Origin of the sequence: Kitasatospora sp. NPDC096147, assembly GCF_044763225.1 — a bacterium.
Taxonomy (GTDB): Bacteria; Actinomycetota; Actinomycetes; order Streptomycetales; family Streptomycetaceae; genus Kitasatospora.
The window spans coordinates 43,892-69,275 of record NZ_JBIWFX010000022.1; the positions used below are offsets into that span (position 1 = coordinate 43,892).

At 74.8% G+C, this 25,384-nt stretch carries 27 protein-coding genes; 17 read left to right on the forward strand and 10 right to left on the reverse strand.

Annotation, left to right across the window (positions count from 1 at the left end; translation table 11 throughout):
• Positions 1 to 121: 121 nt before the first annotated feature.
• Genes ACIRBX_RS36440 through ACIRBX_RS36455 form a run of 4 tightly spaced genes read left to right on the forward strand, consistent with a single transcriptional unit; the run spans position 122 to position 2,192 of the window.
• The gene (locus ACIRBX_RS36440; RefSeq protein ID WP_402304285.1) at positions 122 to 493 is read left to right on the forward strand and encodes an STAS domain-containing protein; all 372 of its coding nucleotides are present in this window, start codon (positions 122 to 124) and stop codon (positions 491 to 493) included.
• A gap of 24 nt (positions 494 to 517) precedes the next feature.
• Positions 518 to 697 carry a DUF2273 domain-containing protein gene (locus ACIRBX_RS36445; protein ID WP_402304287.1) on the forward strand — a complete coding sequence of 60 codons (180 nt, stop codon included), beginning with the start codon at positions 518 to 520 and terminating at the stop codon, positions 695 to 697.
• Positions 694 to 1,599 carry a hypothetical protein gene (locus ACIRBX_RS36450; RefSeq protein ID WP_402304290.1) on the forward strand — a complete coding sequence of 302 codons (906 nt, stop codon included), beginning with the start codon at positions 694 to 696 and terminating at the stop codon, positions 1,597 to 1,599. Before ACIRBX_RS36445 ends, ACIRBX_RS36450 begins: the two co-directional genes overlap by 4 nt.
• On the forward strand, positions 1,596 to 2,192 hold the full coding sequence (locus tag ACIRBX_RS36455) for a hypothetical protein (protein WP_402304293.1): 597 nt from the start codon (positions 1,596 to 1,598) through the stop codon (positions 2,190 to 2,192). The genes ACIRBX_RS36450 and ACIRBX_RS36455 overlap by 4 nt, the downstream gene beginning before the upstream one ends.
• A 38-nt stretch (positions 2,193 to 2,230) precedes the next feature.
• Here ACIRBX_RS36455 and ACIRBX_RS36460 read toward each other — a convergent pair whose 3' ends face one another.
• Positions 2,231 to 3,598: a glycosyltransferase gene (locus ACIRBX_RS36460; RefSeq protein ID WP_402304295.1), complete on the reverse strand. Its 1,368-nt coding sequence runs from the start codon at positions 3,596 to 3,598 to the stop codon at positions 2,231 to 2,233.
• Positions 3,599 to 3,756: 158 nt separating this feature from the next.
• On the opposite strand from ACIRBX_RS36460, the gene ACIRBX_RS36465 reads away from it, so the two are divergent.
• Positions 3,757 to 5,817: a glycosyltransferase gene (locus ACIRBX_RS36465; protein WP_402304297.1), complete on the forward strand. Its 2,061-nt coding sequence runs from the start codon at positions 3,757 to 3,759 to the stop codon at positions 5,815 to 5,817.
• Positions 5,818 to 6,149: 332 nt separating this feature from the next.
• Here ACIRBX_RS36465 and ACIRBX_RS36470 read toward each other — a convergent pair whose 3' ends face one another.
• Positions 6,150 to 6,320, reverse strand: coding sequence for a hydrophobic protein (locus ACIRBX_RS36470; RefSeq protein ID WP_402304300.1), 171 nt, complete (start codon positions 6,318 to 6,320; stop codon positions 6,150 to 6,152).
• 258 nt (positions 6,321 to 6,578) lie between these two features.
• Between ACIRBX_RS36470 and ACIRBX_RS36475 the strand changes: the two genes are divergently transcribed.
• The 5 genes from ACIRBX_RS36475 to ACIRBX_RS36495 all read left to right on the forward strand — a co-directional run bounded on the left by ACIRBX_RS36475 (position 6,579) and on the right by ACIRBX_RS36495 (position 9,552).
• The gene (locus tag ACIRBX_RS36475) at positions 6,579 to 6,842 is read left to right on the forward strand and encodes a hypothetical protein (RefSeq protein ID WP_402304303.1); all 264 of its coding nucleotides are present in this window, start codon (positions 6,579 to 6,581) and stop codon (positions 6,840 to 6,842) included.
• Between the two features lie 89 nt (positions 6,843 to 6,931).
• The gene (locus tag ACIRBX_RS36480) at positions 6,932 to 7,216 is read left to right on the forward strand and encodes a hypothetical protein (RefSeq protein WP_402304305.1); all 285 of its coding nucleotides are present in this window, start codon (positions 6,932 to 6,934) and stop codon (positions 7,214 to 7,216) included.
• Positions 7,217 to 7,302: 86 nt separating this feature from the next.
• Positions 7,303 to 7,842 (forward strand): DUF6328 family protein, encoded by a 540-nt coding sequence (locus ACIRBX_RS36485; RefSeq protein ID WP_402304308.1) that lies wholly within the window; start codon positions 7,303 to 7,305, stop codon positions 7,840 to 7,842.
• A gap of 55 nt (positions 7,843 to 7,897) precedes the next feature.
• Positions 7,898 to 8,812, forward strand: a complete 915-nt coding sequence (locus tag ACIRBX_RS36490) for an oxygenase MpaB family protein (RefSeq protein WP_402304310.1) — start codon at positions 7,898 to 7,900, stop codon at positions 8,810 to 8,812.
• Positions 8,813 to 8,997: 185 nt separating this feature from the next.
• Complete coding sequence (locus ACIRBX_RS36495) at positions 8,998 to 9,552, forward strand: type 1 glutamine amidotransferase domain-containing protein (protein WP_402304312.1); 555 nt, start codon at positions 8,998 to 9,000, stop codon at positions 9,550 to 9,552.
• A 49-nt stretch (positions 9,553 to 9,601) separates the two neighbouring features.
• Here ACIRBX_RS36495 and ACIRBX_RS36500 read toward each other — a convergent pair whose 3' ends face one another.
• Positions 9,602 to 10,564 (reverse strand): GlxA family transcriptional regulator, encoded by a 963-nt coding sequence (locus ACIRBX_RS36500; RefSeq protein ID WP_402304315.1) that lies wholly within the window; start codon positions 10,562 to 10,564, stop codon positions 9,602 to 9,604.
• Positions 10,565 to 10,666: 102 nt separating this feature from the next.
• On the opposite strand from ACIRBX_RS36500, the gene ACIRBX_RS36505 reads away from it, so the two are divergent.
• Both ACIRBX_RS36505 and ACIRBX_RS36510 read left to right on the forward strand, forming a co-directional pair.
• Entirely contained in the window at positions 10,667 to 11,602 is a 936-nt protein-coding gene (locus ACIRBX_RS36505; protein ID WP_402304430.1) for an NADP-dependent oxidoreductase, read from the forward strand.
• 135 nt (positions 11,603 to 11,737) lie between these two features.
• Positions 11,738 to 12,112, forward strand: coding sequence for a peptidase inhibitor family I36 protein (locus ACIRBX_RS36510; protein WP_402304317.1), 375 nt, complete (start codon positions 11,738 to 11,740; stop codon positions 12,110 to 12,112).
• A 191-nt stretch (positions 12,113 to 12,303) separates the two neighbouring features.
• On the opposite strand, the gene ACIRBX_RS36515 is transcribed toward ACIRBX_RS36510, so the two are convergent.
• On the reverse strand, positions 12,304 to 13,830 hold the full coding sequence (locus ACIRBX_RS36515) for an MFS transporter (RefSeq protein WP_402304319.1): 1,527 nt from the start codon (positions 13,828 to 13,830) through the stop codon (positions 12,304 to 12,306).
• A gap of 64 nt (positions 13,831 to 13,894) precedes the next feature.
• Between ACIRBX_RS36515 and ACIRBX_RS36520 the strand changes: the two genes are divergently transcribed.
• The 5 genes from ACIRBX_RS36520 (at position 13,895) to ACIRBX_RS36540 (ending at position 17,609) form a co-directional block, all read left to right on the forward strand.
• On the forward strand, positions 13,895 to 14,725 hold the full coding sequence (locus tag ACIRBX_RS36520; RefSeq protein ID WP_402304322.1) for an ArsR/SmtB family transcription factor: 831 nt from the start codon (positions 13,895 to 13,897) through the stop codon (positions 14,723 to 14,725).
• A gap of 210 nt (positions 14,726 to 14,935) precedes the next feature.
• Positions 14,936 to 15,085, forward strand: a complete 150-nt coding sequence (locus ACIRBX_RS36525; RefSeq protein ID WP_402304325.1) for a hypothetical protein — start codon at positions 14,936 to 14,938, stop codon at positions 15,083 to 15,085.
• Positions 15,086 to 15,243: 158 nt separating this feature from the next.
• Positions 15,244 to 15,969, forward strand: a complete 726-nt coding sequence (locus ACIRBX_RS36530; RefSeq protein WP_402304328.1) for a class I SAM-dependent methyltransferase — start codon at positions 15,244 to 15,246, stop codon at positions 15,967 to 15,969.
• 197 nt (positions 15,970 to 16,166) lie between these two features.
• On the forward strand, positions 16,167 to 16,730 hold the full coding sequence (locus tag ACIRBX_RS36535; protein ID WP_402304330.1) for a papain-like cysteine protease family protein: 564 nt from the start codon (positions 16,167 to 16,169) through the stop codon (positions 16,728 to 16,730).
• A gap of 9 nt (positions 16,731 to 16,739) precedes the next feature.
• Positions 16,740 to 17,609 (forward strand): hypothetical protein, encoded by an 870-nt coding sequence (locus ACIRBX_RS36540; RefSeq protein WP_402304333.1) that lies wholly within the window; start codon positions 16,740 to 16,742, stop codon positions 17,607 to 17,609.
• Positions 17,610 to 17,727: 118 nt separating this feature from the next.
• On the opposite strand, the gene ACIRBX_RS36545 is transcribed toward ACIRBX_RS36540, so the two are convergent.
• The 6 genes from ACIRBX_RS36545 to ACIRBX_RS36570 form a co-directional block, all read right to left on the reverse strand.
• Positions 17,728 to 18,897 carry an acyl-CoA dehydrogenase family protein gene (locus ACIRBX_RS36545; protein ID WP_402304336.1) on the reverse strand — a complete coding sequence of 390 codons (1,170 nt, stop codon included), beginning with the start codon at positions 18,895 to 18,897 and terminating at the stop codon, positions 17,728 to 17,730.
• A gap of 523 nt (positions 18,898 to 19,420) precedes the next feature.
• Entirely contained in the window at positions 19,421 to 20,224 is an 804-nt protein-coding gene (locus tag ACIRBX_RS36550; RefSeq protein WP_402304339.1) for a glycoside hydrolase family 16 protein, read from the reverse strand.
• A gap of 193 nt (positions 20,225 to 20,417) precedes the next feature.
• Entirely contained in the window at positions 20,418 to 22,112 is a 1,695-nt protein-coding gene (locus ACIRBX_RS36555) for an ABC transporter substrate-binding protein (protein ID WP_402304341.1), read from the reverse strand.
• 138 nt (positions 22,113 to 22,250) lie between these two features.
• A complete protein-coding gene (locus ACIRBX_RS36560; protein WP_402304344.1) occupies positions 22,251 to 23,303 on the reverse strand; it encodes an ABC transporter ATP-binding protein in 1,053 nt (350 codons plus the stop codon).
• A complete protein-coding gene (locus ACIRBX_RS36565) occupies positions 23,300 to 24,370 on the reverse strand; it encodes an ABC transporter ATP-binding protein (protein WP_402304347.1) in 1,071 nt (356 codons plus the stop codon). Before ACIRBX_RS36565 ends, ACIRBX_RS36560 begins: the two co-directional genes overlap by 4 nt.
• A complete protein-coding gene (locus ACIRBX_RS36570; protein ID WP_402304350.1) occupies positions 24,367 to 25,383 on the reverse strand; it encodes an ABC transporter permease in 1,017 nt (338 codons plus the stop codon). The genes ACIRBX_RS36565 and ACIRBX_RS36570 overlap by 4 nt, the downstream gene beginning before the upstream one ends.
• Between the last annotated feature and the right edge of the window lies 1 nt (position 25,384).

Here is a 25,384-nt window from a genome sequence, read left to right on the forward strand (position 1 = left end):
GCCCGGGGCCGGCTTCACCCGTGCGGGTGCAGACCGGCGCGTGAGGAATCCGCGTCCGCCGGTGTCGAAGAAGGGAAGGACGCGCACCCCGCTCCCGTCCGGACGAGAGAAGAGCTCCGCCATGACCACCGCCCAGCCCGCAGACCGGGCCGACCATGCCGACCACGGCGCAGCCGCTCCCCACGAGCAGTTCCACTGCCGCGTCGAGCGGACCGGCTCCGCCCTGCTGCTGGCCCCTTGCGGCGATCTCGACGCGACCGTTCTCCCTCTCCTCACCGCACCCCTGGAGCTGATCGGCCCGGGCACCGGCCTGGTGCGCCTGGACCTGGCCGGGGTCGGCTTCATGGACTCCAGCGGCGTGAGCCTGCTCATCCGCGCGCACCGGCGGTGCGCCCGTGCGGGCGCCCGGCTGGAGGTCTCCGGCCTGCGCCCCCAGCACCGCCTGCTGCTGAACCTGCTGGGCCACAACCCACCGCTGCCGGCCACCGCCTGACGGACCATCATCGGAGGAGCTCCCGTGTCGCACACCCTCACCGGCCTGCTGGCCGGCCTGGCCCTCGGCTTCGCCGCCGCGTTCGGCGGATTCGCCGCCTTCCTCCTGGTCGCCGTCCTCGGCGCCCTCGGCTACCTGCTGGGCAGGTGGGCAGACGGCGGACCGGGGCCCGCCGAGCTCTGGCACCGGACGGGCCGGCGATGACCGGCCGTCCCGCCCTCCCGGCACCCCGCGTGCGCGGCGGGCTCCGGATCAGCGACCGCGCACTGTCCCGGGTCGTCGCCCAGGCGGCCAAGGACGGCACGCTCCCGGCCACCGGCACTCCCCGGGCCCGGGTACGACGTCGCGGCGCCGAGGCCGAGGCGGACGTCCGGCTCGTCCTGCGCTATCCCGGCCCGCTCGCCGAAGGCGCCGCTGCGGCGGCCGAGTCGGCCGAGCGGCAGTCGCGCGCGCAGGCCGGCCTCCGGCTCCGCCGCACCCGGGTCCTGGTCGCCGCCCTGGACGTGACGGACGCGCCGGCGCCCGCGCAGGCCGGCCGACCACCGGCGCCGGCCAAGGCCGCGCGTGCCGCGCGCCGCTGGACCGCCCGGCGCGTCCCGGCAGCGCTGCTCTCGGCCGTCGGCCTCGCCGCTGCGGTCCTCTGGTGGCTCGCCCGGGTACGGGGCGTCGCCCATCCGCACGGCCTCGATCGGGCCTTCGACGCGCTCGCGACGGCGCGCGCGGGCGACCTGCCCGTGCTGGCCGCCGCTGCGGTGGGCGGGCTCCTCGGCCTCTGGCTGGTCGCCCTGGCCGTCACGGCCGGCAGGCCCGCCGGCTGGCGGATCTCACCCCCGGCCGGTGCACCGCCGGTCGAGGTCGATCGCAGGCTGGTGCAGCGAGAGATCCACCGGGCGCTGGACCTTCCGGCCCGCGTCCGGGTGCACCGACGCGGATCCGTCCGGATCACCGTCCGGTCCGCGCTGCCTCCCGACGCGGTGCGGCAGGCCACCCGGGACGCCTACACCCGCCTGGGCTTCGACGGCGCACCCCGCACCGTCGTCCGAGTGCGCCGCACCACCGATCCAGAGCCCGTCCCGAGCGCGTCCCAGAACCCGGAGGAACGATGAGAGGCACCCTCAACCGCACCGCACTGGCGCTGACCGGACTGGCCCTGCTGGCCCTGTCCGCCTCGGTCCTGCTCGCCGGCGCAGGCCTGCTCCCCGGCGGACGCGGACCGGCCTGGCTGCCCCGCACACCCGACTCCCCCGCCCTGCCCGGCCAGCTCGTCCGGGGCCTCTCGCAGGACCGCGACTGGAACCAGCCGCTGGCCCTCGCGGTCGCCGCCGCCGGGCTGCTGTGCCTGATCCTGCTCCTCGCCCAGCTCGCCTCCCGCAGCCCCTCGAAGCTGCGCCTGCACTCCCCCGACCCGCAACACCCGTCGGACCCGCGCCCCCTCGGCCTGCGCACCGCCGCGCTGGCGGAGGCCGTCCGTGCCCGCGCCCTGCTGGTCCCCGGAGTCGCGGACGCCACCGCCCGGGTGGGTCGGGGACGCCGCCCACGCCTGGACCTGACGGCCCGTCTGACCGGGCGCACCGCCCCGGTGTCCACCGTCGACCCGCTCATCGCGGTGCTCACCGAGGCCCGGCGGAGCAGCGGCGTGCCGCTGCGCCTGCGGCTCCGGCTGGCTCCGGCCGCCCGCGACCGGCGGCACCTGCGCTGAGGCACCGACGGAGCCGCGCGGTCCGGTGGCCCGCGCCGTCAGCGGGCCGCCGCCGTGTCCCGCGACGCGGGCATCGCCGCGAGGAGCCGCCGGGCGGCGTGGCGCGGGCCGGCGGCTCGGACCTCGGCGGCCATGGACCGGTTCGTCCCGCCTCCGGCGGACAGCAGTCCCCGCACTGCCAGGCCGATCGCGGCCCCGCTCGCGGTGTTGGGGTCGAGAACGGCCCCCAGCCCTGCGCGTTCGAGGTCGTGGGCGATCGCGAACTGGTCGCTGGAGAACGGCAGGACGAGGGCCGGGACGCCGACTGCCAGGCACTCGGTGAAGGAGTTGTTCCCGCCGTGGTGGACCATGACGGCGCAGTGGGCGAGCAGCTCCTGTTGGGGTACGGCGTCGGCGATGTGCACCCGCCGGCCACCGGCGGCCTCCAACACCGGGCTCCGTGACAGTTCGGCGGTCCTGGTGCCGGCGGCGACGATCACGGAGGCGTCGGTCCGGGACAGGACGGCTTCCGTGACGGTGCGCAGGACGTCGTGGCGGGCGGAGAGGAAGGTCCCGAAGGCGACCAGCACCAGCGGGCGCCCGCCCGAGGTCAGCCGGTCGACCACGGCCTGCCAGGTCCCGTCCGGGCCCGTAGCGCGGCGCGCGGGCGTGCAGTGGCCGGCGTGGATCGCGGTGGGCCCGCTCGGTGCCGGCGGCAGCTGGGGCAGCCGTGGGTAGTTGAAGACCACCGCGCGGGAGGAGCAGAGCGCGAAGGCCCGGTCGATCACGGGCAGGTGGGGTGCGTGCGTGCGGGCCACCTCGCGGAAGGCGGCGGTGAACGCCCGGTCGTTCTCCGCCACGGCGGTGCGCAGCCCGGCCAGGGCACCGGGCGCCGGACGCAGGGCCTGTGGCCACGCGGTGGGCAGGCCGAAGTAGGCGTCGGGCCGGGTGGGGATGCAGCCGGGGTGCCCGGGGCAGAACGTCGCGTACGGCAGCTCCAGGCAGTGCATCGCGAGGGTGACGGGGTAGCTGAGCTGGTCGACCAGGTACCAGTCGGGCCGGAGCCGGGCGTCGAGGTCGCGGACGGACTCCAGCACGAGGTCGGGGTCGGCCAGCATGTCGGCCGCGCGGTGGCGTGCCTGCGTGAGCAGCGCGGCGATCGCGCCCCGGCCGGTCGCGTCGACGAACTCGCGCAGCCGTGCGGCCTCCTCGGCGGCCTGGACGGTCCGTTCGGCGACGCCGGTGTTCGCGTTGCGGGTGACCGTGAGCTCGGTGAAGCCCAGCCCGTGCCCTTCGGCGAGGTCCGCGAAGGCCGACGCGCACGCGAGGGTCACCTCGGCGCCCTCCTCGCGCAGCGCGGCGCCGAGGGCGCTCAACGGGGCGGCGTGGGAGTGGAACGGCGGGCTGATCACCACGACTCTGGGCACGCGACTCTCCGTGGTCGGCTGCGTCGGCGGGACATCGCCACAGTACCGATTCCCCGGATCGTGCCCCGCAGACGCCGGGCCCGGATCGGCGTGGTCACCCATCCTTCCGGGCGGCCGGCGCCGAACGGAGGGGGACATCCGTCGACGGAAGGACCCCCATGGCCCCGCGCTCCGCGCCCTCCCGCACGGACGGACGGGCAGCACCGGACGTGCTGGCCCGGTGGCGGCTGCACCACGTGGACCCCACCGTGCCCGCGCCCGTCGGCGACGACCTGATGGCGCTGCTGGCGCGCGCGGAGTACGGGCACGGTGGCGGTCCCCGCGACGGTGGGGAGGACGGTCTGCCGGCGGAGGACCTGCTCACCGCACGGTTGCGGCGCAGTGCCCGGAGCGGGATACCGGCCGATCCGTGGTGGCTGGTGCGGGCCGCGCGCGGTGGGCCGCTCCAGCGCGGCGCCCTGACGGAGGCCTGGGCCGTGGCGGTGCGCTCGGGCGCGCGGAGCGAGGCGACCTCGGCGCTGCGCAGCCGCCTGCTGCTGCGGCTCCCGCCGGTGGAACGGGCCCTGCTGCTGGACCTGGCCGAGGAGCAGGCGCTCACACCGCTGACCGCGACGGAGTGCGCGGCTCACGCGCACGGCGAGGACGTGCGGGTCCGGCAGGCCGCGTGGCGCTACCTGTCGGGGGTGCCGGACGGTGCGGATGCCCTTCCGCGGGCGCGCTCGGCCCCCTGCGACCCCGCCGAGGCGCTGCTGCTCGCCGCCGCTTGGGAGCGGGCCGAGCCCGGACACCCCAGAGGCGCGGGCTTCCGGCACGCCGTCGCGGGCCTGCCCGCCGCGCACCCCGCCGGGGTGGTGGTGGCCCAGACCATGCTGCTCGGCAGGCTGGAGGAACCGGGGGCCGGCACCAGCGGCGGGATGAGCGTCCTAGTGGCCGCGCTCGGTGACGCGCTTACCGCGACCGTCCCCGTGTCCCGGGTCCTGACCCTCGCTCCCGCGAGCGGCCGGGACCTGGCGCAGGGCCTGGTGGGCCGGCTGGGTCCGCAGCACTGGCTCCTGCGGGTCCCGCAGTGCGCGGCGGCGGCCGGCGGGTCCGTGACCGGTCCTGACCGGCGGGCCGCGCTCGCCTGGTGGATGACCCGCCTGCTGGGCCTTCCGGGAGCACGCCCCGCGGTGGTGCACGCCCGGTTCGCGGACGACGGCTCGCTCGCCGTGGCGTCCGCGGCCCGGCGCCGCCGGGCACGTCTGGCGTTCACCGCCACCCCCGACCCGCACCGGATGATGACGGAGCGTCACACCGGTGTGCGGGCCCTGTACTCCGAGCCTGCGGCGGCCCTGCGGGAGGACCTGCACCGGGTCTTCGCCGCCGACCTGCTCACCGACCGGTGCGAGCTGCTGGTGACCATCCCGGGCCGGACCGGGACCCGGGAGCTCGCGACCCACTTCCCGCAGCTCGCCCGCTCCGGGACGGCCCGGCCGGTGGTCGCTCCGCCCGAGGGCATCCCTCCGTTCGTCACCGCCGACGGGGACGGGGACCTGGCGGCGGTGCTCCTGCGCAGGCTCTTCGGCGGCGGGGACAGCGGGGACGGCCTCGACCCCGGAACCCTCGGACTGCGGATGTTCCTGTCTGTCGGGCGGCTGCACCCGGTGAAGCAGCAGGACCGGTTGGTCGAGGCGTGGATCGAGGCGGGCCTCCACCACCGGACCACGATGCTCCTGGTGGGCGGATCGGCCTCGGCCGCGACGGCCACCGAGGCGGAGATGCGCGAGCGCATCGCCAAGCTCGTCGCGGGTGAGCCCGCCGCCCGGCGCAACCTCGCCTGCTGGCCGGCCCTGCCGAACCGTCATGTCCGGCTGCTGGAGCGGGCGTTGGCCCAGGGGGCACCGGCGCACCGCACCGTCTACGTCTGTCCGAGCGGCAAGGAGGAGTTCGGCCTGGCCGTCCTGGAGGCCATGGAGGCGGGCCTGACGGCCGCCGGCCCGCAGCGCGGTGGTGTGGGGCACTACATCGACGACGGCGTCAACGGGTTCCTGCTGCCGACCCACTCCACCCCCGCGCTCGCGGCCCGCCTCACGGAGCTCGCCGCGCTGCCCCCGCAGGACCTGGCCCGGGTCGCCTCAGCCGGGCAGCGGACGGTGGCCGGCCGGTTCTCGGCCGCCGCCATGGCGGCCCGGCTCGCCGACGCCTACCACCTCCTGGCGACCGGGCCCGCGCACCGCTGACGGCACCCGCCGGGCGGGCGGCACCGACCGGCCGCGCTCTGGTACGCGCAGTACGACGGCCAGGCCGACACCACCGCGAGCTTCCCGTTCGGCGGCCAGTGGAGCGGACACCGACGCGGGCACCAGTACCTGATCAACCAGAAGGAGACGCACGGCGGCGCCACCGTCACCGTCGACCGCAACGCCTGGGACGCCCCCGTCGCCGTCATCGGCTGACCAGGGACACCGCCCGGGCGGCGGCGGTGGTGGTCGAGCTTCGGTCCGGACACGCCGGAGCGGGGTGCGCGCCGTGGCGTGCACCCCGCTCGATCCGATCGCGCGGCAGGTCTCCGTTACCAGCGGTACCAGCGGCCACGGCTGCCCGAGGCGCCCGTGCCACGGGCCACGAAGCCCACCAGCCAGACCACCAGGACGATGATCGCGACCCACCAGAGGATCTTCACCGCGAAACCGAGGCCGAACAGCAGAAGGGCGAGCAGCAGGACGAGAAGAAGCGGAACCATGATGACCTCCGAAGTCTGTGTCGACAGACCGGCTGCCCCGCCGCAGGCGGACTATTCGTAGGAATGTTCGCCCTGGCGACAGGCGTGCAGTGGGCCGGAGTGGGCAGACGCGAGGGCGGCAGGAGCTTCCGGCCACGATCAGCGCCCCGGGCCGTACGTCGCCCGGGCACGGGCCCCGCCACGGCCACCGTCGGGGCGCCCGTCGCCTCTCCACGGACGACCGGCCGCCGCTGACGCCCAACTGACGAGGAGTCACCGATGCCGAAGCAGGAGAAGGAACCTCGCACGGATCGGCGCCCGGACGGCGGCGTGCCCGCCGACCGCTCGTACGGTGACACCGCCTCCGACCATGCCGAGCCGGCAGCCGCCGGGGACAACGGGCAGCGCCCGGTGCGGCAGGACTACGACGCGACCGCCGAGAGCGCTGCGGCCGAGGGCCCCAGTAGCCCCTACCGCACCCCGCGCGAGGGCGAGCCGCCCGCCGACGACGGCAGCGGCGGTGCCGGCCGCGACCACCGCTGACCGTCCCCGCGCCGGGCACGCGCCCGCCCTTGACGGACCATCAACGACGCCACGGCCGACCCGGCCGGGACCGAGGAGCACCCACACCCATGCGCATCCAGCGACCGCACACCCAGACCCGGTCTGGTGTCCAGCTGCTGAAGGACCGGGTCCCCGACCCGGTGCTCGAACGGACCGCCCGCGCCGCGCTCCGACTGGGCGAGAAGGCGGCCCGGACCGCCCGGCACGGGACGGACCGCGCCGCCGGCCTCGCCCGGGAGGGGGCGCTCCCGACGGCGGACCCGGCCCGGGCGCGGCGCGTGCCGCTGCTGGCCGGGGCAGCCGCCGTCGTGGTGCTCCTGCTGGCCGTCGGCAGGGGCCGGAAGAAGCGCTGAACACGCTCAGCCCCGGGCGCTCCGCCGACCGGCGGAGCGCCCGCCCGCATCCCCGTCCCTGCGAGACCGGCTCCGGAGGAGAACCCTTGAGAGACGTACCGACCCGTGACCAGCCCGCCCACGGCACCTCCGGCGGCTCCGGCGGCCCCGGCCGCGACGAGTCGCCGCAGGAGCAGGCGGACCGGCGCTGGACGGAGATGCTCCAGGAGGTGCGGGTCGCCCAGACCGGCGCCCAGGTGCTGTTCGGCTTCCTGGTCAGCGTCGCCTTCACCCCGCACTTCGAGGACCTGCCGCACTTCGACCGGACCCTCTACGTCGTCACCGTGCTGCTGGGCGCGCTCGCCACCGGCACCCTGATCGCCCCGGTCTCCATCCACCGGATCACCACCGGCCACAACCTCAAGCCCTCGCTGATCCGGATAGCGTCCCGGATGCTCAGCCTCGGCCTGACCCTGCTCGCCCTCACCATCGGGAGCTCGCTGCTCCTGCTGCTGCGCTCCGCCACCGACAACCCGGCGCTCTCCTGGATCCTCGCCGGCCTCGCCCTGGCGTACTTCGCGACGACCTGGCTGGTGCTGCCGCAGGTCCTGCTCCGCCGTCCGGACCGGGCCGGGTACCCGGAGTAACACCCTGCCCGCCGGATCGGCCCGGTGTCCGTCGTGGCCGACGTACGGTGAGGGCATGGAGTCCGAACGCGGGAGGACCAGGCGACCGCCGGGGCTGCGCGAGCGGCTCGGGGCCGAGCTCTTCGCGCGGGTGGCCGGCCCCGACGGGCCGGCCACCCGCGCCCGCATCCACCAGCGGCCCGGGCCACGGTGGTTCGGGCCCGACGACCCGATCCGCACCGTGCACGCCGACGCCTCGATGTTCGTCGGCGGCCTGCGCGCGCTGCTGCTCCAGTCCCTCCACCCGTCGGCGATGGCGGCCGTGGCCGGCCACTCCGGCTACCGCAGCGACCCGTGGGGACGGTTGCAGCGCACCAGCACCTTCCTGGCGGTCACCACCTTCGGCACCGCCGACGACGCCCAGCGCGCGGTCGACCGGGTCCGCGCCGTGCACGAGCGCATCCGGGGCACCACCGCCTCCGGCCGGCCCTACCGGGCGGCCGACCCGCACCTGCTGGGCTGGGTCCACGCCGCCGAGGTCGACAGCTTCCTGCGGGCCCACCGGCTGTACGGGGCAACGGAGTTGGCGCCCGCCGAGTACGACGCGTACGTCGCGAGCACGGCCAGGACCGCCCGCGCCCTAGGAGTCACCCAACCCCCCATGAACCAGCGGGAGTTGGCCGCCTGCCTGGCCGCCTACCGGCCGGAGCTCGGGGCCGGGGCGGACGCGCTCGCGGCGGCCCGGTTCCTGCTCCTCCACCCGCCGGTGCCCCTGCCGGCCCGTCCCGGCTACGGACTGCTCGCGGCCGCTGCGGTCTCCCTGCTGCCCGACTGGGCCCGCGTGGAACTGCGCCTGCCGGTCGTGCCGGTCGTCGAGGCCGCCCTCGTACGACCCGCCGGCCGGGCCGTCACCGGCCTGATCCGCTGGGCGATGGCCCCGCCGCCGCCCGGCACCGTAGCCCCGGGACCGGGACCGGCTGCGTCCGACTGATCCCGGCGGCCTCTCGGCGCGTCAGGCGCCTGGCTGTTCGACCGGAGGGGCGGCCCGCACCATGGCCGGAGGCGTACCGGCCGCTCCTGCTCCCGGGAGCCCCGGACGGGTTTGAATCCGGGCTCAGCGGCCAGGCGATCAGGTGACCGACCAGGTCCGACCCGTCCCCACCGAGAGGTCGTCCCATGTTCACCCTGCAAGGAAAGACCGTCGCCTTCCTGGTCGCCCCCGAGGGCGTCGAGGAGGCAGAACTGACGGAGCCCTGGAAGGCCGTCACCGAGGCCGGCGGGACACCGCGCCTGGTCTCGCTGGAGAGCGGCAAGGTCCAGGCGTTCCACCACCTCGACCGGGGCGACGCCTTCGACGTCGACGACGTGCTCGGCTCGGTCACGGCCGACGACTACGACGCCCTGGTCCTGCCGGGCGGCGTGGCCAACCCCGACGCGCTGCGGCTGGACCGTGCGGCGGTGGACTTCACCCGGGCCTTCTTCCGGGCGGGGAAGCCCGTCGCCGCCATCTGCCACGCTCCGTGGACCCTGATCGAGGCCGACGTGGTGCGCGGACGCACGCTCACCTCCTGGCCGAGCCTGCGCACCGATCTGGCCAACGCCGGAGCCACCTGGGTGGACGAGCCGGTACGGGTGTGCACCGACGGCCCGAACACCCTGGTCACCAGCCGGAAGCCGGATGACCTGCCGGCCTTCGGCGACGCCCTCGTCACGGCCTTCGGCAAGGCCTGACGCTCCGTCGGCCGCCCTGGGCCACGGGCTTCCCGGCCCGGGGCGGTGTCTACGCCGAGACCGCTGCGGCGGCTCCCCGGAAGGTGCGGCGGTAGGCCACCGGGGAGACGCCGATGGCGGCGTGCAGGTGCTCGCGCAGCGAGGTGCCGGAGGCGAAGCCGACCCGGCCGGCGATGTCGTCGACGGGCAGGTCGGTGGTCTCCAGCAGGTGCTGGGCCCGGTGGACGCGCTGCTGGATGACCCAGCGGCCGGGGCTGGTGCCGACCTCCTCGGTGAAGCGGCGGACGAAGGTGCGCAGGCTCATCCGGGCGTGCCCGGCGAGTTGACGCAGCGTCAGCGGCTCGTGCAGGTTCTCCAGTGCCCACTGCCGGGTCGCCGAGGTGCCGTGCGCCGAGGGCGGCGGCACCGGCTGCTCGATGTACTGCGCCTGCCCGCCGTCCCGCCAGGGCGGCACCACGCAGGCCCGGGCCACCTGGTTGGCGACGGCACTGCCGTGGTCGCGGCGGACGAGGTGCAGGCAGACGTCGACGCCGGAGGCGGCTCCGGCCGAGGTGAGCACATCGCCGTCGTCCACGAAGAGCACGTTGGGGTCGAGCGCGACCGCCGGGTGCCAGTCGCGCAGCCGGTCGGCGACGGCCCAGTGGGTGGTGGCGGGGCGGCCGTCCAGGAGGCCGGCGGCGGCCAGTACGAAGGCGGCGGTGCAGATGGAGACGATCCGGGTGCCGGGCCGGACCAGTGCGAGGGCTTCCGCCACGCCCGGTGGCAGCTCGCGGGAGAGGCGGGAGCTGTCGAAGGGCGGCAGCAGCAGGGTGTCCGCCGTGGCGATCACCTCCGGGCCGTGCGGCACCGTCACCGAGAAGTCGGCGTTGGTGGCGACGGGGCCGCCGTCGACGGAGCAGGTCAGGACCTCGTACCGGTCCTGGAGGGCGCCGAAGATCCGGCCGGGGATGCCGAGTTCGAAGGGGTAGACGCCGTCCAGGGCGAGGACGACGACGCGGTGAGCAGCGGCCATGGCACGATCCCGTCGGAAGTTGTCATTCATGCCATGGTACGGGCGAGCCCCGGCGGCGAGGCTGGAGCCATGACGAACACCACCGCACCGAAGCCCCCCACCATGCGCGCCGTCGCCCAGGACACCCACGGCGGCCCCGAGGTCCTGCGGGAGGTCGAGCTGCCCCGGCCGGTGCCCGGCCCGAGCCAGCTGCTGATCGCCGTCCGCGCCGCCGGGGTGAACCCGACCGACTGGAAGCACCGGGCCGGCGGCCTGTTCCTCGACCGGCTGCCGCTGGTCCTCGGCTGGGACGTCTCCGGCGTGGTCGAGGCGGTCGGCTTCGGCGTGACGCTGTTCAAGCCCGGCGACGAGGTCTTCGGGATGCTGCCCTACCCGTACGGGGTCGGCGCGCACGCCGAGTACGTGACCGGGCCCGCTCGGGCCTTCGCGCACAAGCCCGCCGCCCTCGACCACGTCCAGGCCGGCGCGCTGCCGCTCGCCGCGCTGACGGCCCGTCAGGCCCTGGTCGACACCGCCGGGGTGCGCCCCGGCCAGCGCGTGCTGGTGCACGCGGCGGCGGGCGGGGTCGGCCACCTCGCCGTCCAGATCGCCAAGTCCCTGGGCGCGTACGTGATCGGCACCGCCAGCGCCCCCAAGCACGACTTCGTGCGCGGGCTGGGCGCGGACGAGGTGGTCGACTACCGCACCACCGACTTCCGCGAGGCCGTGCGGGACGTGGACGTGGTGCTCGACACCATCTCCGGCGACACCCGGACCCGGTCCCTCGACGTCCTGCGGCCGGGCGGCGTGCTGGTCTCCATCCTGCCGGGCGGCGGCTCGCCCGAGGAGGCGGCCACGGCCGCCGAGCGGCGGATCCGGGTGGAGACCCTGCTGGTCGAGGCCGACCACGCGGGCATGAACGCCATCGCCGACCTGGCGGCCTCCGGCGCGCTCCGCGCCCACGTCGAGGCGGTCTTCCCGCTCGCCGACGCGGCGAAGGCGCACGCCCTGGGCGAGACCGACCGCACCACCGGCAAGATCGTGCTGACCGTGGACTGAGCCACGCCCGGGGCCCGGCCGTCCCCACCACGGCCGGGCCCGACGGGGCCCGCCACCTGCTCGTGTTGCACCGGAAGTTGATGACATGTCAGCATCAATAGCACCAGCAGCACCACGCTTCCGGAAGGAACTGCCATGCTCCGACGCGCCGTTGCCGCCCTCGCCTCCTCCGCCGCCCTCGCCACCGTCCTGGTCGCCGCACCCACCGCCTCCGCCGAACCCAGCCCGGCCGACTGCCCGAAGGGGTACTTCTGCGCCTGGGAGGGCCCGAACCAGACGGGCCGTCAGGTGGTCCGCACGGCGGGCAACTGGAGCGGCTCGGCCTGGTACCAGTCCTACTTCAACAACGGCTACGTCTACCCCGGCGCCGACCACGTCGACCTGCACTACAACTGGCAGGGGCTGCAGGACAGTTTCTGCGTCCACTACAACCCGGGCCCGGGCAACTACAAGGGCACCGTCGCCGCCGGCGTGATCATCACCGGCGTGGTGTGGCGCGGGGAGTGCTGACCCCCGCCTGACGGACCCGCCGACGACCCCTTCCCCGCCGTCCCGCGTGAGGGAGGGGTCGTCGGCTGCCGCGTACGCGCGGACCGGGGGCGACCTTGGCGCCCCTGTCGTGCCGTGGGACATGGGGTCGCCGTCGGCCCTTCCGTCCGCCCCGCCGGCCCGCACAGCCGCGAACGACTTTTCCAGGACGGTCAGTTGACGCCTCTGCCGGTGCCGCGCCGGGCCGTCAGGGCGAGCACGGCGCCGACGGCGAAGGCCGCCGCAGCGATGGCCGCCGACAAGCGCAGGCCGGTCGTGAAGTCCGCCGCGGTGGCAGCGAGGGTGCCGAACAGGGCCACGCCGACCGTGCTGCCGATCTGCCGGGAGACGTTGAACAGGGCGGTGGCGACGCCCGCACCGGCGGGCGGGGCCGCCTCGACCACGGCGGCGACGGCGGCCAGCGCCGTGGTGGTCTGCCCGAGCCCGGTGGCGGCCAGGGCGAAGAGCAGCGCGGGGTAGGGGGTGCCGGGCCCGGCGAGCAGCCATCCCAGGAAGCCGACCGCGCCCAGCAGCAGACCGCCCGCCATCGGGACGTGCGGACCGGTGCGCGCCGCGACGCGGCCGAACAGCGGGGCCGCCAGTAGGCCCGTCCCGGCCGAGGGCAGCAGGGCCAGGCCGGTCTCCAACGCGCCGAGGTGGCGCTCCTGTTGGAACCACAGGGTGGCCAGGAAGAGCATCCCGTAGTAGCCGAAGCTGATCAGCAGACCGATCAGGGTGACGGAGGTGAACGCCCGGGCCCGGAACAGCGAAGGGCGCAGCAGGGGCACCCGCCCGCCCCGGCCGTCCGCCGCGCGGGCCTCCAGGGCACGTTCGACCAGGACGAACGCCAGCAGGGCGGCGGCTCCGCCGCCGAGGGCCGACAGCGTGACGGGGGACGTCCAGCCGCGCGCGCCCGCCTCGTTGAGGCCGCCCGCCACCCCGGCCAGGCCGAGGACGGCGAGCACCTGGCCGACCGGGTCCGCCGTCCGGCGCCCCGGCCGGGCTGCGGTGGACCGGACGTGACGCAGGGTCAGCAGGACGGCGAGCGTCCCGACCGGCAGGTTCAGCCAGAAGACCGCGCGCCAGCCCGCCCCCGCGACGAGCAGGCCGCCGACCGCCGGCCCGGCGCCGAAGGCGACGGCCGCGACCGCGCCCCAGACGGCGACGGCCCGGGCCCGCAGCACCCGTCCGGGGAAGGCGGACCGGAGCAGCACCAGCGAGGCGGGCACCAGCAGCGCCGCCCCGGCGCCCTGGCCGAACCGTCCGGCGATCAGCGCCGCCGAACTCCCCGCCAGGCCGCACGCGGCGGAGGCGGCGGTGAACAGCACCAGCCCGGCGAGGTACACCCGGCGCGGCCCGAACCGGTCGGCGAGACCGCCACCGAGCAGTAGCAGTGCGGCGAAGACGGTGCTGTAGCCGTCGACGATCCACTGGAGCGCGGCCGGGCCGGCGCCGAGCGAGGAGCGGAGGGCGGGGAGCGCGACGTTCACGGCCGTGACGTCCAGCATCACCAGGAAGTAGCCGAGGCTGAGGGCGATCAGCGGTGCCAGGGCGAGCCGGTCGGGCCCGGCGGGCGCTCGCCCTGACGGGACGACCTCCGGGGCCGCGACGCCGATCCAATGCCGGGCCGTGCGGTGTCGGGCGGTCAGGTGCCTGGCGGTCAGGTGCCGGGCGGCGCGGGGAGTCGCTGCGGTGGTCATGGGACGAGCTTCGGCCCCCGATGCTTCGTCGGTCGGCGAAGTGTCGGCGTCGTAGGGTGGGGCCGTGCCCGACTCCAGCCGTGACCAGTCCGCCTCCCCGGCCCGCCCGGCCGACCGGGGAGCGCCGCTGAAGCAGCAGACCGACATCGCCCGGGCCGCCGCCCTGATCGCCGATCCGTCGCGCGCCGTCGTCCTCAAGTGCCTGGCCGACGGCCGCCCGCTGAGCGCCGGTGCGCTGGCCGAGGAGGCCGGGATCGGTGCGGCGACGGCCAGCGCGCACCTGGCCAGGCTCGTCGAGGGCGGGCTCATCACCGTCGAACGGCGCGGACGGAACCGCCTCTTCCGGCTGGCCGGCCCGGACGTGAGCGCCGCCCTGGAGGCCCTCGCCGTGATCGCCCCGCCGCTGCCGATCACCTCGCTCCGGCAGAGCAGCCGCGCCAACGCCCTCCACCGGGCCCGCTCCTGCTACGACCACCTGGCCGGCCGGCTCGGCGTCGCCCTGCTGCACGGCCTGCTGGAGCGCGGGGTGCTGACGGGCCACGACGGCGTGCACCGCCCGAACGAGGCCGCGCACGACCGGCCGTCGGCGGTCGGCCGCGACCTCCGCTACGCCCTCACCCCGGGCGGCCGGGCCACCCTCGCCGCCTTCGGCCTCGACACCGACCGGCTGGCGCCCCGCCGCCCGGCGGTCCGCTACTGCGTGGACTGGAGCGAGCACCGGCACCACCTCGCCGGCGGCCTCGGCGCCGCCCTCGCCACCCACCTGTTCGCCCTGGACTGGGTCCGCTGGGGCACCGGCCCCCGGGTCGTCCACCTCACCGACGCGGGCGCCCTCGGGCTGGAGCGCACCTTCGGGGTCGTGCTGCCGGACGACGGCCCGCCCCGGCGGCCCTGACCACGGGCGTCAGCGGCCTCGGGGAGGGCGTTCCGTCCACAGGAGCCGACCGGCGGCCGGATGCGGACCACTCCTACGCTCGGTGCCACGGTGCCGTCCTGACGGTCCGTCGGCTGCCCCGCCCGTCGACGGCAGGCCTCACGGGGTGTCGGCGCCGGGATCCGGGGCAGGCGGAGCGGCACCGAACGGCCCGTCGAGGTGGAGGTTCCGATGACGATGACCCTGCTGCTGCTCGCACTGCTGGCGTTCATCGCCCTCGCGGCGGTCGAGGCGGCCGTCAGCCCGTACGGGCGCCACCGTGGCGCCCGTCGGCTCGCGCCGGCCGAGACCGACCTCCGGGCCTCCGGTCAACGAGGCTGACTCCTGCCCGGCCGGGCTCCCGGACGGTCATCCCGCCCCACCTCCACCCACGCAACGCGAGTGGCAGATGCGACAGGTGCGGCGGGTGTGGTGCGGCCGAGGACGGGAAGACGCGGTCCACGACCGGACGAGCGGGTCCGGCCGAAGGAGAGGAAGCCGTGGGCCGGGAACCGGGGTCGTACGAGGTGTCCGCCGAGTTCTACGACCTGCTCCAGGCCGAGGACGACAGGCGCCGGGCCGAGCGCCGCTTCGGCCATGCCGCCCGCCGCGCCACCCGGGGCGTCCTGGACGTGGGCGCGGGCAGCGGCATCGTGACCCAAGTACTGCTGGCCGCCTCCGCCGTCCCCGTGCACGCGGTCGAGCCCTCCCCCGCGATGCGCTCCCTGCTGCTGAGCCGGCTGGCCGCCACGCGCGCGGACCGACGCGCCCGGGTCACCGTCCACCCCCACCCGCTCCAGGAAGCGGGGCTGGAACAGGTCGCCGACCTCGCCGTCGCCTCGAACGTCGTCGCCTGCCTGGACCCAACCACCCGGCGCGAGTTCTGGAAGCACGTCGGCACCGCCCTCACCCCCGGTGGTCTCCTGCTGTTCGACCCCCCTCCGGCTGCACCCCCCGCCGCCCGCGAGCACGTGGGCACCCTCGGCCCGGTCCGGGTCGGCCCGGACCACTACTACGCCGAGCTCCACCAAGGCCCCGGTGACGGCACCGTCCGCACCGAGTTCGCCTACCGCGTCGAACGCGAGGGCCGCGTGCTGCGCCGCGAGCACGAGACCTTCGAGCTCTGGCCGGCCGCCCCCGCGCTGATCGCCGAGGAACTCGCCCTGGCCGGGCTGCGGCCGATCCGGTGGTCCCGGTCCGATCTGGTCGCCGCCCGCCGCGACTGATCCGCACCCCGCACCCCGTACCCCGTACTCCGCCCGCGCGCATTGAGGAGTACGGCACTCAGCAGCCTTTCCCCGTATGACAATTCACTCGCAGGAATTCAGTTCTTGCACTGACCGTTCCCTTCGGCTCTCGTCCGTGCTGACATGTCGGTGCCGGCATTCCGGAAACCCACCCCACGACGAGAGCAGGCAGCAGCATGGCCACATCCACCCTCGCCGCCAGGGCGACCGCCACCGCCCTGGCCGTCTCGGCGCTGCTCGCGGCCGGCGTCAGCCCCGCTCACGCCGAGGCGGGGCAGGACACCATCACCATGCTCAAACAGGAGAAGACCCAGTGGTGTTGGGACGCCTCCGGACTCACGATCGCCAAGTTCCACGGTCTCGGCAGCACCCAGGCGGACTTCTGCAACCGGGCCAATCCGTACTACGGCTGCAACAACCAGCCCGCCACCCTCGAGGACATGGCCCGCGGCTGGAACAGCCTCGGCATGAGCCGCACCGGTTCTGGACTCAGCCGGGCGGCCACGTTCAACGAGGTCTACACCGACGTGAAGGCGGCCCGACCGGTCGGCGCCCGCATCGGGTGGACCTCGGGCGGTGGCCACATGAACGTCGTCTACGGCTTCGACACCTCGAACAACACCATCGCCGTCGCGGACCCGTGGCCGGACACCGCCACCTACACGTGGTGGAACTACGACGACTACGTCAGCAACAGCTCGTTCAAGTGGACCCACTCCCGCATCGGCATCTCCCGGTAAGGCAGGCACATGCACCACGCACCAACCTCCCGGCGCCGCACGGTACTCCGGCTCTCCCGCCTGAGCGCCGTGGTGGCCCTGGGCGCGTCCGTCCTGCTCCCGGGCACGGCCCTCGCGCTCGCTCCGGCGGACCCGCTCCCGGCCGACATCCCGGACTACCGGGCCGCCCTCGACCTGGTGAAGTCGGCGGACGTCCGCGACACCGTCTGCCGCTTCCTCAGCACGCCCCTGCCGCAGGGCGAAGGGGGCGGGACCGGGGCCGTGCAGCCGCTTCCCGAACCGGCCGAACCGTGCGCGGGCATCCCGGCGTTCACCCTCCAGGACCCGCTGGCCCTGAACGAGGTGACGCCCGGCTTCGTCGCGGGCACCGCCCTGCCCGTCGCCACCGAGGCCGTCCGGCTGAGCAGTCTGGTCTCCGCACTGAACGCCCCGGTCAACGGGCGCACCGCCACCGTCCTGCTCGCCCCCACCCGGGGCGGCGGCTGGCACCTGGCGGCCGTCCGCGACGGTGACGCCGACGCCGGGTACGCGGGCAGGGCCGGAGTGGGCAGCCTGGTCTTCACCGAGCCGCAGATCCGTGGCTGGTACCGGCTGAAGCTCACCACCGTCGAACCGCTCAACGACGCGGCCCGGGAGGGCCTCAACGGGCGCCCGTCCGCCTCGCTGAGCGACTACCAGAAGCTGGTCAAGGCCCGCTACGCCGACAAGCGGCCCGGCTCGGAGTACGACACCACGGGCATGTCCAGCGGCTACGGCCCCGCCGCGCGGGAGAGCTCCGCACCCTCGTCCACCACCCTGGTCATGGGCGGCTCGGGGACGGCTCTGGCCCTCGCGGGCGGCGCCTTCGCGGTCCGCCGCCGACGCCGGACCATCGGCTGACCCAGAAGCGAACTCCTCTTCTCCGTAAGGGCTCCGGCCTGACGGAGACGCACCGAGGAGGACCGGCGGCCGGTGGCCCTGCTCGCGCCGGTCCTCCCCGGGGTCTCCTGAGCGGGCGTCAGACGAAGGCGCCGATGCCGGTGGCGGCCCGGCCGACGATGAGGGTGTTGATCTCCCGGGTGCCTTCGTAGGAGTAGAGCGCCTCGGCGTCGGCGACGAAGCGGGCGATGCCGTAGTCCAGCACGATGCCGTTGCCCGCCAGCAGTTCACGGCCCCAGCCGACCGCCTCCCGCATCCGGCTGGTGCAGTACGCCTTGGCCAGTGCGGAGTGCTCGTCCCGGAAGGTGCCGGCGTCCTCCAGCTGCGCCAGCCGCACCACCATGCCCAGGCAGGAGGTGGCGTTGCCGAGCATCCGCACCAGCAGGTCCTGGACCAGCTGGAAGCGGGCGATCGGGCCGCCGAACTGCTCGCGCTCGCGGGTGTAGTCCAGCGCGATCCGGTAGGCGCCGAGCATCACGCCGACCGCCTCCCAGGCCACCCCGCTGCGGGTGTGCCGCAGCACGTCGGCGGTGTCGCGGAAGCCCTCCGCCCGTTGCAGGCGGTCGGCCTCCGGCACCCGGCAGTCGGTGAGCACCACGTCGGCGTTCTCCACGGTGCGCAGCGCCATCTTGTTCTCGATCCGGGTGGCGCTGAAGCCCGGGTTGTCGCCGTGCACGACGAAGCCCAGGACGTGGCCGCTCTCCTCGTCCTTTGCCCAGACCACCACCAGGTCGGCGAAGGTGGCGTTGCCGATCCAGCGCTTGGTGCCGTTGAGCACCCAACTGTCGCCGTCCCGCCGGGCGGTGGTGCGCAGCCCGGCCGCGACGTCGGACCCGCCCTGCGGTTCGGTCAGCGCGAAGGCGCCGATCCGCTCCATCCGGGTCATCGCCGGGAGCCAGCGCTCGCGCTGCTCCGGGGAGCCGCAGCGGGCGATGCTGCCCATGGCCAGACCGGCGTGCACCCCGTAGAAGGTCGCCAGCGAGGCGTCCACCCTGGCCATCTCCAGCGCGATGAACCCGGTCAGCAGGCTGCTGGCCGGCTGCTCCCGGTAGGCGAGGCCGCAGATGTCCAGCTCGGCGTACCGGGGGATCAGATGGTGCGGAAACTCGGCCCGGCCCCACCACGCGTTGGCGTGCGGCGCGACCTCGCTCCGCAGGAACTCGCGGACCCGTCCCAGCACTTCGGCCTCGTCGGCGGACAGCAGGTCCTCGAAACGGTACAGGTCCTCCACCAGGACGGCGTCGGTCATCGGCGTGCTCCTCGGCTCGACGGAACGGGCGGCGGACGGGCGGTGCCGCCCTCGTGCCTCGCCTACCCGCTGCCGATCATCCGACGCGCTCGTCCCGATCATCCGTCCCGCCGGTGCCCGGGTGCCCGGCCGCCGGGGGGGCAGTACGCGCACCCGGTGCTCCGTCAGGGCCGGAGCCTGACGGCCCGTCAGCAGCGGTGGGGTGCGGTTCTTTGACGGGACCGGTAGTGGTCGGTGCGGTCGCTGCCCGCTTCCGGGGGCGTCGGCCCAGGCACCGGGGACCCGCAGCCCCTCGGCGCGCGTTCCCCAGGGTCCACACCGGCGGCACGGTCCGCCCCGCCGTTCGGACGGGAAACGTCCTTCCGATGTCGCTCTTCCCCCGTTCCGGGATCTCCACCGCACGGCGGTCGGGGGCATCGTGGTTCGGACGTGCCCACCGCGAGCGGCGGGCGGTGGGCACAGCACGCCCCGGGGCGCCGGGCCGACCCCGGCCACGGGCCGGCCCGGCGCCCCGGTCGGGGGATCAGTACTTGGTGTACTTGATCCGGTCGTAGCGGGCCGTCAGCGGGGTGCCCGGGTAGGTGAAGGGGTTGAGCCAGCTGTCGACCCCGGTGCCGGGCCACAGGTTGGCCATGATGCGCATCGGCCGGGTGGGCAGGGCGCCGCGCGAGCCGTTCTCCTGGTGGACGAGCCTGCCGTCGACGAACCAGTTGACGGTGCCCTGGTTCCACCACTCGATCGCGTAGTCGTGGTAGCCGGCCGAGGCGTCGAAGCCGAGGTTGATGACGCTCTCGTGGCCGCCGACACCGTTGGTGAAGTAGTTGGTCTGCATCTGGGTGGGGTTCTTGCCGAGGATCTCGACGTCGATCTCGTCCCACGCCTGGTTGTCGCTCGGCCCGGTGTAGGTGAAGAACCCGGTGACGGTGCCGGGGTTCTTCACCGCCTGGAGCCGGGCCTCGAAGCGGCCGTAGGAGAACAGGTCGTTGGAGCGGAACTCCCCGGAGGCGTAGGGCCGGCCCGAGCAGCCGCCCGGGCAGCCGGCTGTGTCGAGGTTCTCACCCATCACGCCGCCGTTGAACCAGACGTGGTCGGCGCGCCAGCCGGCGTTGAACATCCCGCCGTTGGTCCAGCCGTCGGCCTTGTGCCAGCGGCCGGTGTCGAAGGAGTCGAGGTTGTCGGTGAAGCTGCCGCCGATGGCGGCGTTGGCGGCGGGGCTGACCACCGGGCTGACGGTCAGTGCGAGCGCGGCGAGCGGGGCGAGCAGCCAGCGGCGGCTGCGGGAGGTTCGGGTCGGGCTGGTCCGGCGGGGGTGTGCAGGGCTTCGCATGCTCGGCCTCCTGGGGCACGGGTGGGTGGGGGTGGTGCCGGTGGTGCCTGTGGTGCGCCGCGCACGGGCGGCGGTGGGGGCCGCCGCCGCGTCCGCGGAACTCTGGGGTGGGCCGGGAGGACGCCCCGGCCCGGCCGGGCGGGGGGTGCTCCCCACCGGACCGGGGCGTGCTGCTCCGCCGCCCGACGGTGCGTCAGTCGCGCGGCGTCAGCCGGAGGATGATGTACTCGTACGCCTGGCTGTTGGGCGACGGGTTCATGTACGGGTCGCTCTCGCTGGGCCAGCCGGTGAACCGGGTGTCGTTGTACTCGTACCAGGCCGGGCCGTAGAAGACCGGGACCGCGGGCACGTCCTGCGCCATGATCTGCTGCAGGGTGCGCAGCGCGGCCTGCTCGGCCGCCGGGTCGGCGGCGGACTCGAAGGACCGGACCGCGTCGAGCGACTTGTCGGGGCCGTACTTGCTGAAGTTGCCCGCCGCGACCTTGCCGGTCTCCGCGCCCATCCTCGGGTCCAGCACGTACTGGAGGCGCTGGTAGGCGGTGCCGCCCTGGCCCCAGTGGATGGCCGCGTCGTACTTGCCGGTGGTGATGGCGGTGTTCCAGCTGTTGAAGTCGAACGCGCCGTCGGCGTCGACGTCGAAGCCCAGGGCGTTCAGGTCCTTGGCCATCGCCTGGGCCGCGCACCAGTAGTCGGTGAAGGAGTTCGGGTCGATGATCGTGAACTTGATCGTCTTCCCGTCCTTGGTCCACTTCCCGCCGGTCCGGCTCCAGCCGGCCGCGGTGAGCAGCGAGTCGACCGCGGCCGGGTCGGCCTCGGGCTTGAGGTCGTCCTTGAGCGAGGGGTCCAGTGCCTTGGCGTCGTTGGGCAGCAGCAGGCCGCTGGAGGAGGTGGCGGGGAGCGCGTAGTCGGTCTCGCACTGGCTGGCGTACGCCTTGCGGTTCATGCCCGCGCTGATCGCCCGCCGTACCGCCGGGTCGGCCAGTGCGGGGGCGTTGGCGCTCCGGGTGTTGAGGAAGAGGGAGACGGTGTTGGAGGCCGGGAAGTACGGCGCGTCCTTCTGGAAGAGGTGGTGGTGCTGCGGGTTCTTGGCGACGAAGGAGTTCAGCACGTTGGTGACGTTGTTGCCGGCGAGGTCGATCTCGCCGGAGCTGAGTGCCAGGGTGGCCGCGTCGTTGGTGGCGTAGGCGGGGAAGGAGATCCGCTTGACCGTCGGGGTCTCGCGGAACTGCGGGTTGACCTTGAAGGTGACGTTCTGGCCGGTGAACTTCTCCAGCAGGTAGGGGCCGGTGCCGATCAGCTGGTCGGCCGTGATGACGGCGGTGGCCGGGTCCTTGACGGTCGACCAGACGTGCCGGGGCACGATCAGCTGGTTGGCGATGCCGACGAAGTTGGCCTTCTGCGGGCCGTCGAAGGTCATGACCACGGTGTCGGCGTCGGGCGTCTCGATGGCGCTGGGGAGCGGAGCGCCGCCGCCGTTGGCGGCCGGGTTCGCCTTCAGCATCTCGAAGGTGAACTTGACGTCCGCCGAGGAGAACGCCTGACCGTCGCTCCACTTGACGCCGGGTGTCAGGGCCAGCGTCAGCGTCCGGTTCCCGTTCGACCACGCGTGGCTCTGGGCCAGCCACGGGATCGGGTCCTGCTCGGTCAGGGTGTTGAACTGGAACAGCGGCTCCCACACCAGCGAGCGGGCGTTGGCCACCGTCACGAAGGAGTTGCCGTCGAAGGGGTTGTAGTTCTCGGTGAAGGACGGCACCGGGTTGGACTCCACGACCAGGGTGCGGACCTTGGCGCTCGTGGCCGGCCCCGCCCCGGAGCCGGTGCAGGAGGTGATGCCGAGGCCGATCGCCGCGACCAGCGCGGCGGTTCTCCAGGCGGTGGGACGGCTCATGGTGACGTGCTCCTTCTGTGGGTCGACCTGTGGGTCGACGCCGGCGTCGGTGCCGGCGCGGAGGCCCGGCGGGCGCGTGCCGCGCCGGGCGGGGGTTCGAGTGGGGTGTGCGGGACGGACGGGGTGGGGCGCGGGCCGCTACGCGCCGGGGCGCGGCGCGGCGGCCGGGTGGTCCGGGCTCAGCAGCCAGCAGGCCGCGACCTGGTCGGGGCCGGCCGGCAGGGTCGGCGGCGCCTCCCGGGAGCAGACCGGCATCGCGAGCGGGCAGCGCGGGTGGAAGCGGCAGCCGGCCGGCGGGTCGATCAGGCTGGGCGGTGCCCCGCTACCCCGCAGCACCACGGGCCCGCTGCGGTGCGGGTCCGGCGCGGCGCTCAGCAGCAGCCGGGTGTACGGGTGGCTGGGGAGGTCGGTGATCTGCCGGGCCGGCCCGGACTCCACCACCTGCCCCGCGTACATCACCACCACGGTGTCGGCCAGGTAGCGGGCCGAGGCGATGTCGTGGGTGACGTACAGGATCGCCATCCGCTCGCGCTCGCGGAGCTCGTCCAGGAGGTTGAGCACGCCCAGCCGGATCGAGACGTCCAGCATCGAGACCGGCTCGTCCGCGAGCAGCACCCGGGGCCGCACCGCGAGGCCCCGGGCGATGGCGACCCGCTGGCGCTGCCCGCCGGACAGTTCGTGCGGGAAGGCGTCGAGGTAGCGGTCGGCGGGTGTGAGACTGACCCGCTCCAGCAACTCCGCTGCCAACAGGTCGAGTTGACGACCGCTTGCCTGGCGGTGCAGCTTCAGCGGGCGGGCCAGGTGGTGGCGCACGCTGTGCACCCCGTTCAGGGAGGAGAACGGGTCCTGGAGGACCAAGTGCACCTGGCTGGTGTACGCCCGGCGCTCCTTGGCGGTGGTGCCCACCGGCCGTCCGTCCAGCAGCAGTTCACCGGAGGTCGGGGTGATCAGCCCGGTCAGCAGCCGGGACAGCGTGGACTTGCCGGAGCCGGACTCGCCCACCACCGCCGTCACGGTCGCCTCGGGCAGCGCCAGCGAGACGTCCTCGGCGGCGTGCACCACCGCGCGTCCGCGCAGACCCCGGTGCACCGGGAAGTGCTTGGTCAGGCCGCGCGCCTCCAGCGCGGGTGTGCCCGGCCTCTTCGGGCCGTGCACCACGCGGGGTGCGGCCTCCTCGACGGTGCTGGTCACGGGGTGCTCCCGGGGGTTCGGGCCGGTCGGGCCGGGGTTTCGCGGTCAGCGTCGATCAGCCAGCAGGCGGCCGTCCGCTCGCCGTCGGCGGCTGCGGGCGCGGCGGTGGCGGCTGCGGGCGCGGGCGCGGGCGCGGCGGTGGGCGGCTGGTCGACCCGGCAGCGTTCCCGTGCGGACGGGCAGCGCGGGTGGAAGGCGCAGCCGGGCGGGAGTGCGGTCAGGGCCGGTGGCGAGCCGGGGATGCCCTCCATCCGCACCCGCGCGCCGTGCAGCGGGGGGAAGGAGTCCAGCAGCCCGGCCGTGTAGGGGTGGAGGGGGCGCTCGAACAGTGCCCGGGCCGGGCCGCGCTCGACCAGGCGTCCCGCGTACATGATCGCGATGGTGTCGGCGAGTTCGACCAGCAGCGACAGGTCGTGGGTGATGAAGACCACCGCGAAGCCCAACTCGTCCTTCAGGCGCATCAGTTCGGTGAGGATCTCGCGCTGGGTGACGACGTCCAGCGCGGTGGTCGGCTCGTCCATGATGACGATCTCCGGGTCCAGCGCCAGTGCCATGGCGATCATCACCCGCTGCCGCATGCCGCCCGACAGCTCGTGCGGGTGGCTGCGCAGCCGGTCCGCGCTGATGCCCACCATCCGCAGCAACTCGGCCGCCCGCTCGGTGCGCTGAGCAGCGCTCAGCTCGGGGCGGTGCGCCCGCAGTGCGTCGGTCAGCTGGGCGTCGATCCGGGCGACGGGGTTCAGGGCGTGCATCGCGCTCTGGAAGACGACCGAGATCCGGCTCCAGCGCACCCGGCGCAGGGCGGCGGCGTCGGCGTCCAGCAGGTCCAGCGAGCCGTCCCGGCCGTGGAAGCGGACCTCGCCGCCGGTGATCACGCCGGGTGCGCGCAGCAGCCGGGTGAGCGCGTAGGCCAGGGTGGACTTGCCGGAGCCGGACTCACCGGCCAGCCCGAGCACCTCGCCGCGGTGCAGGGTGAGGGTGGCGTCGGTGACGGCGCGCACCGCCTGCTCGCCCAGGCCGTAGTCGACGCACAGTCCGCGCACCTCGAGGATGGGTTCTCCGGTCACGGCTGGACCTCCGCGGTCGTGGGGTTCGTGGTGCGCCCGGCCGGGTGCACGGCCGTGGGCCGCCGGGGCGGGGAGGGCGGGCCGACCGGGAGGGGGTCCGGGGGCTCCGGGCTGCGGAGCACCGGGGTCAGGCCGAGCCGGAAGCGGACTCCGGCGGCCCGGCCCGCGCGGGCCGAGGAGAGACGCGGGTTGGTGATCTCGTCGATGCCGAAGTTGATCAGGGCGAGGGCGATGCCGACCAGGGCCACCGCCAGCGCCGGCGGCAGGTACCACCACCAGTAGCCGTTGATCGCGGCCCCGGACGCCTGGGCCTCGTTGAGCACGGTGCCCCAGGTCACCGAGGCCGGGCTGATCACGCCGAGCCAGGCCAGCGCGGTGTAGGTGCCGATGCCGTAGATCACCGTGAAGATGAACGCCGAGGCCAGGATCGGCAGCAGGTTGGGGACCACCTCGAAGGCGATGATCCGCCAGGTGCGCTCGCCGATGATCTTGGAAGCTTCGACGTAGTCCTGCCCGCGCAGCGCCATCGTCTGGGCCCGCAGCACCCGCGCACCCCAGGCCCAGGCGGTGACCGCGATGACCGAGCCGATCAGCAGCGGGTCCGACGTCTCGGAGGGCGGCAGCGGCTTCATGATCACCATCAGGATCAGCAGGCCGGGCAGCGCCAGGAAGATGTTGGTCAGGGCGGACAGCACCTCGTCCGCCAGGCCGCCCAGGTAGCCGGCCGTGACGCCGACCAGGACCGAGAGCGTGTTGGCGAGCGCACCGGCCAGGAAGGAGATCAGCAGGGTGTCCCGGCCGCCGGCCAGCAGCCGGGAGAACAGGTCGTGCTGCTGCTGGTCGGTGCCCAGCCAGTGCGCGGCGGACGGGGCCGAGGGCAGGCCGCTGGTGCGGTTGGCCTGGAAGTCCGGGGCGTACGGGGCGAGCAGCGGCCCCAGCAGGGCCAGTCCGAGCAGGACCAGCAGCAGCACCAGGCCGGCGGCCACCTTGCGGGAGCGGAGCATCCGGGGCATC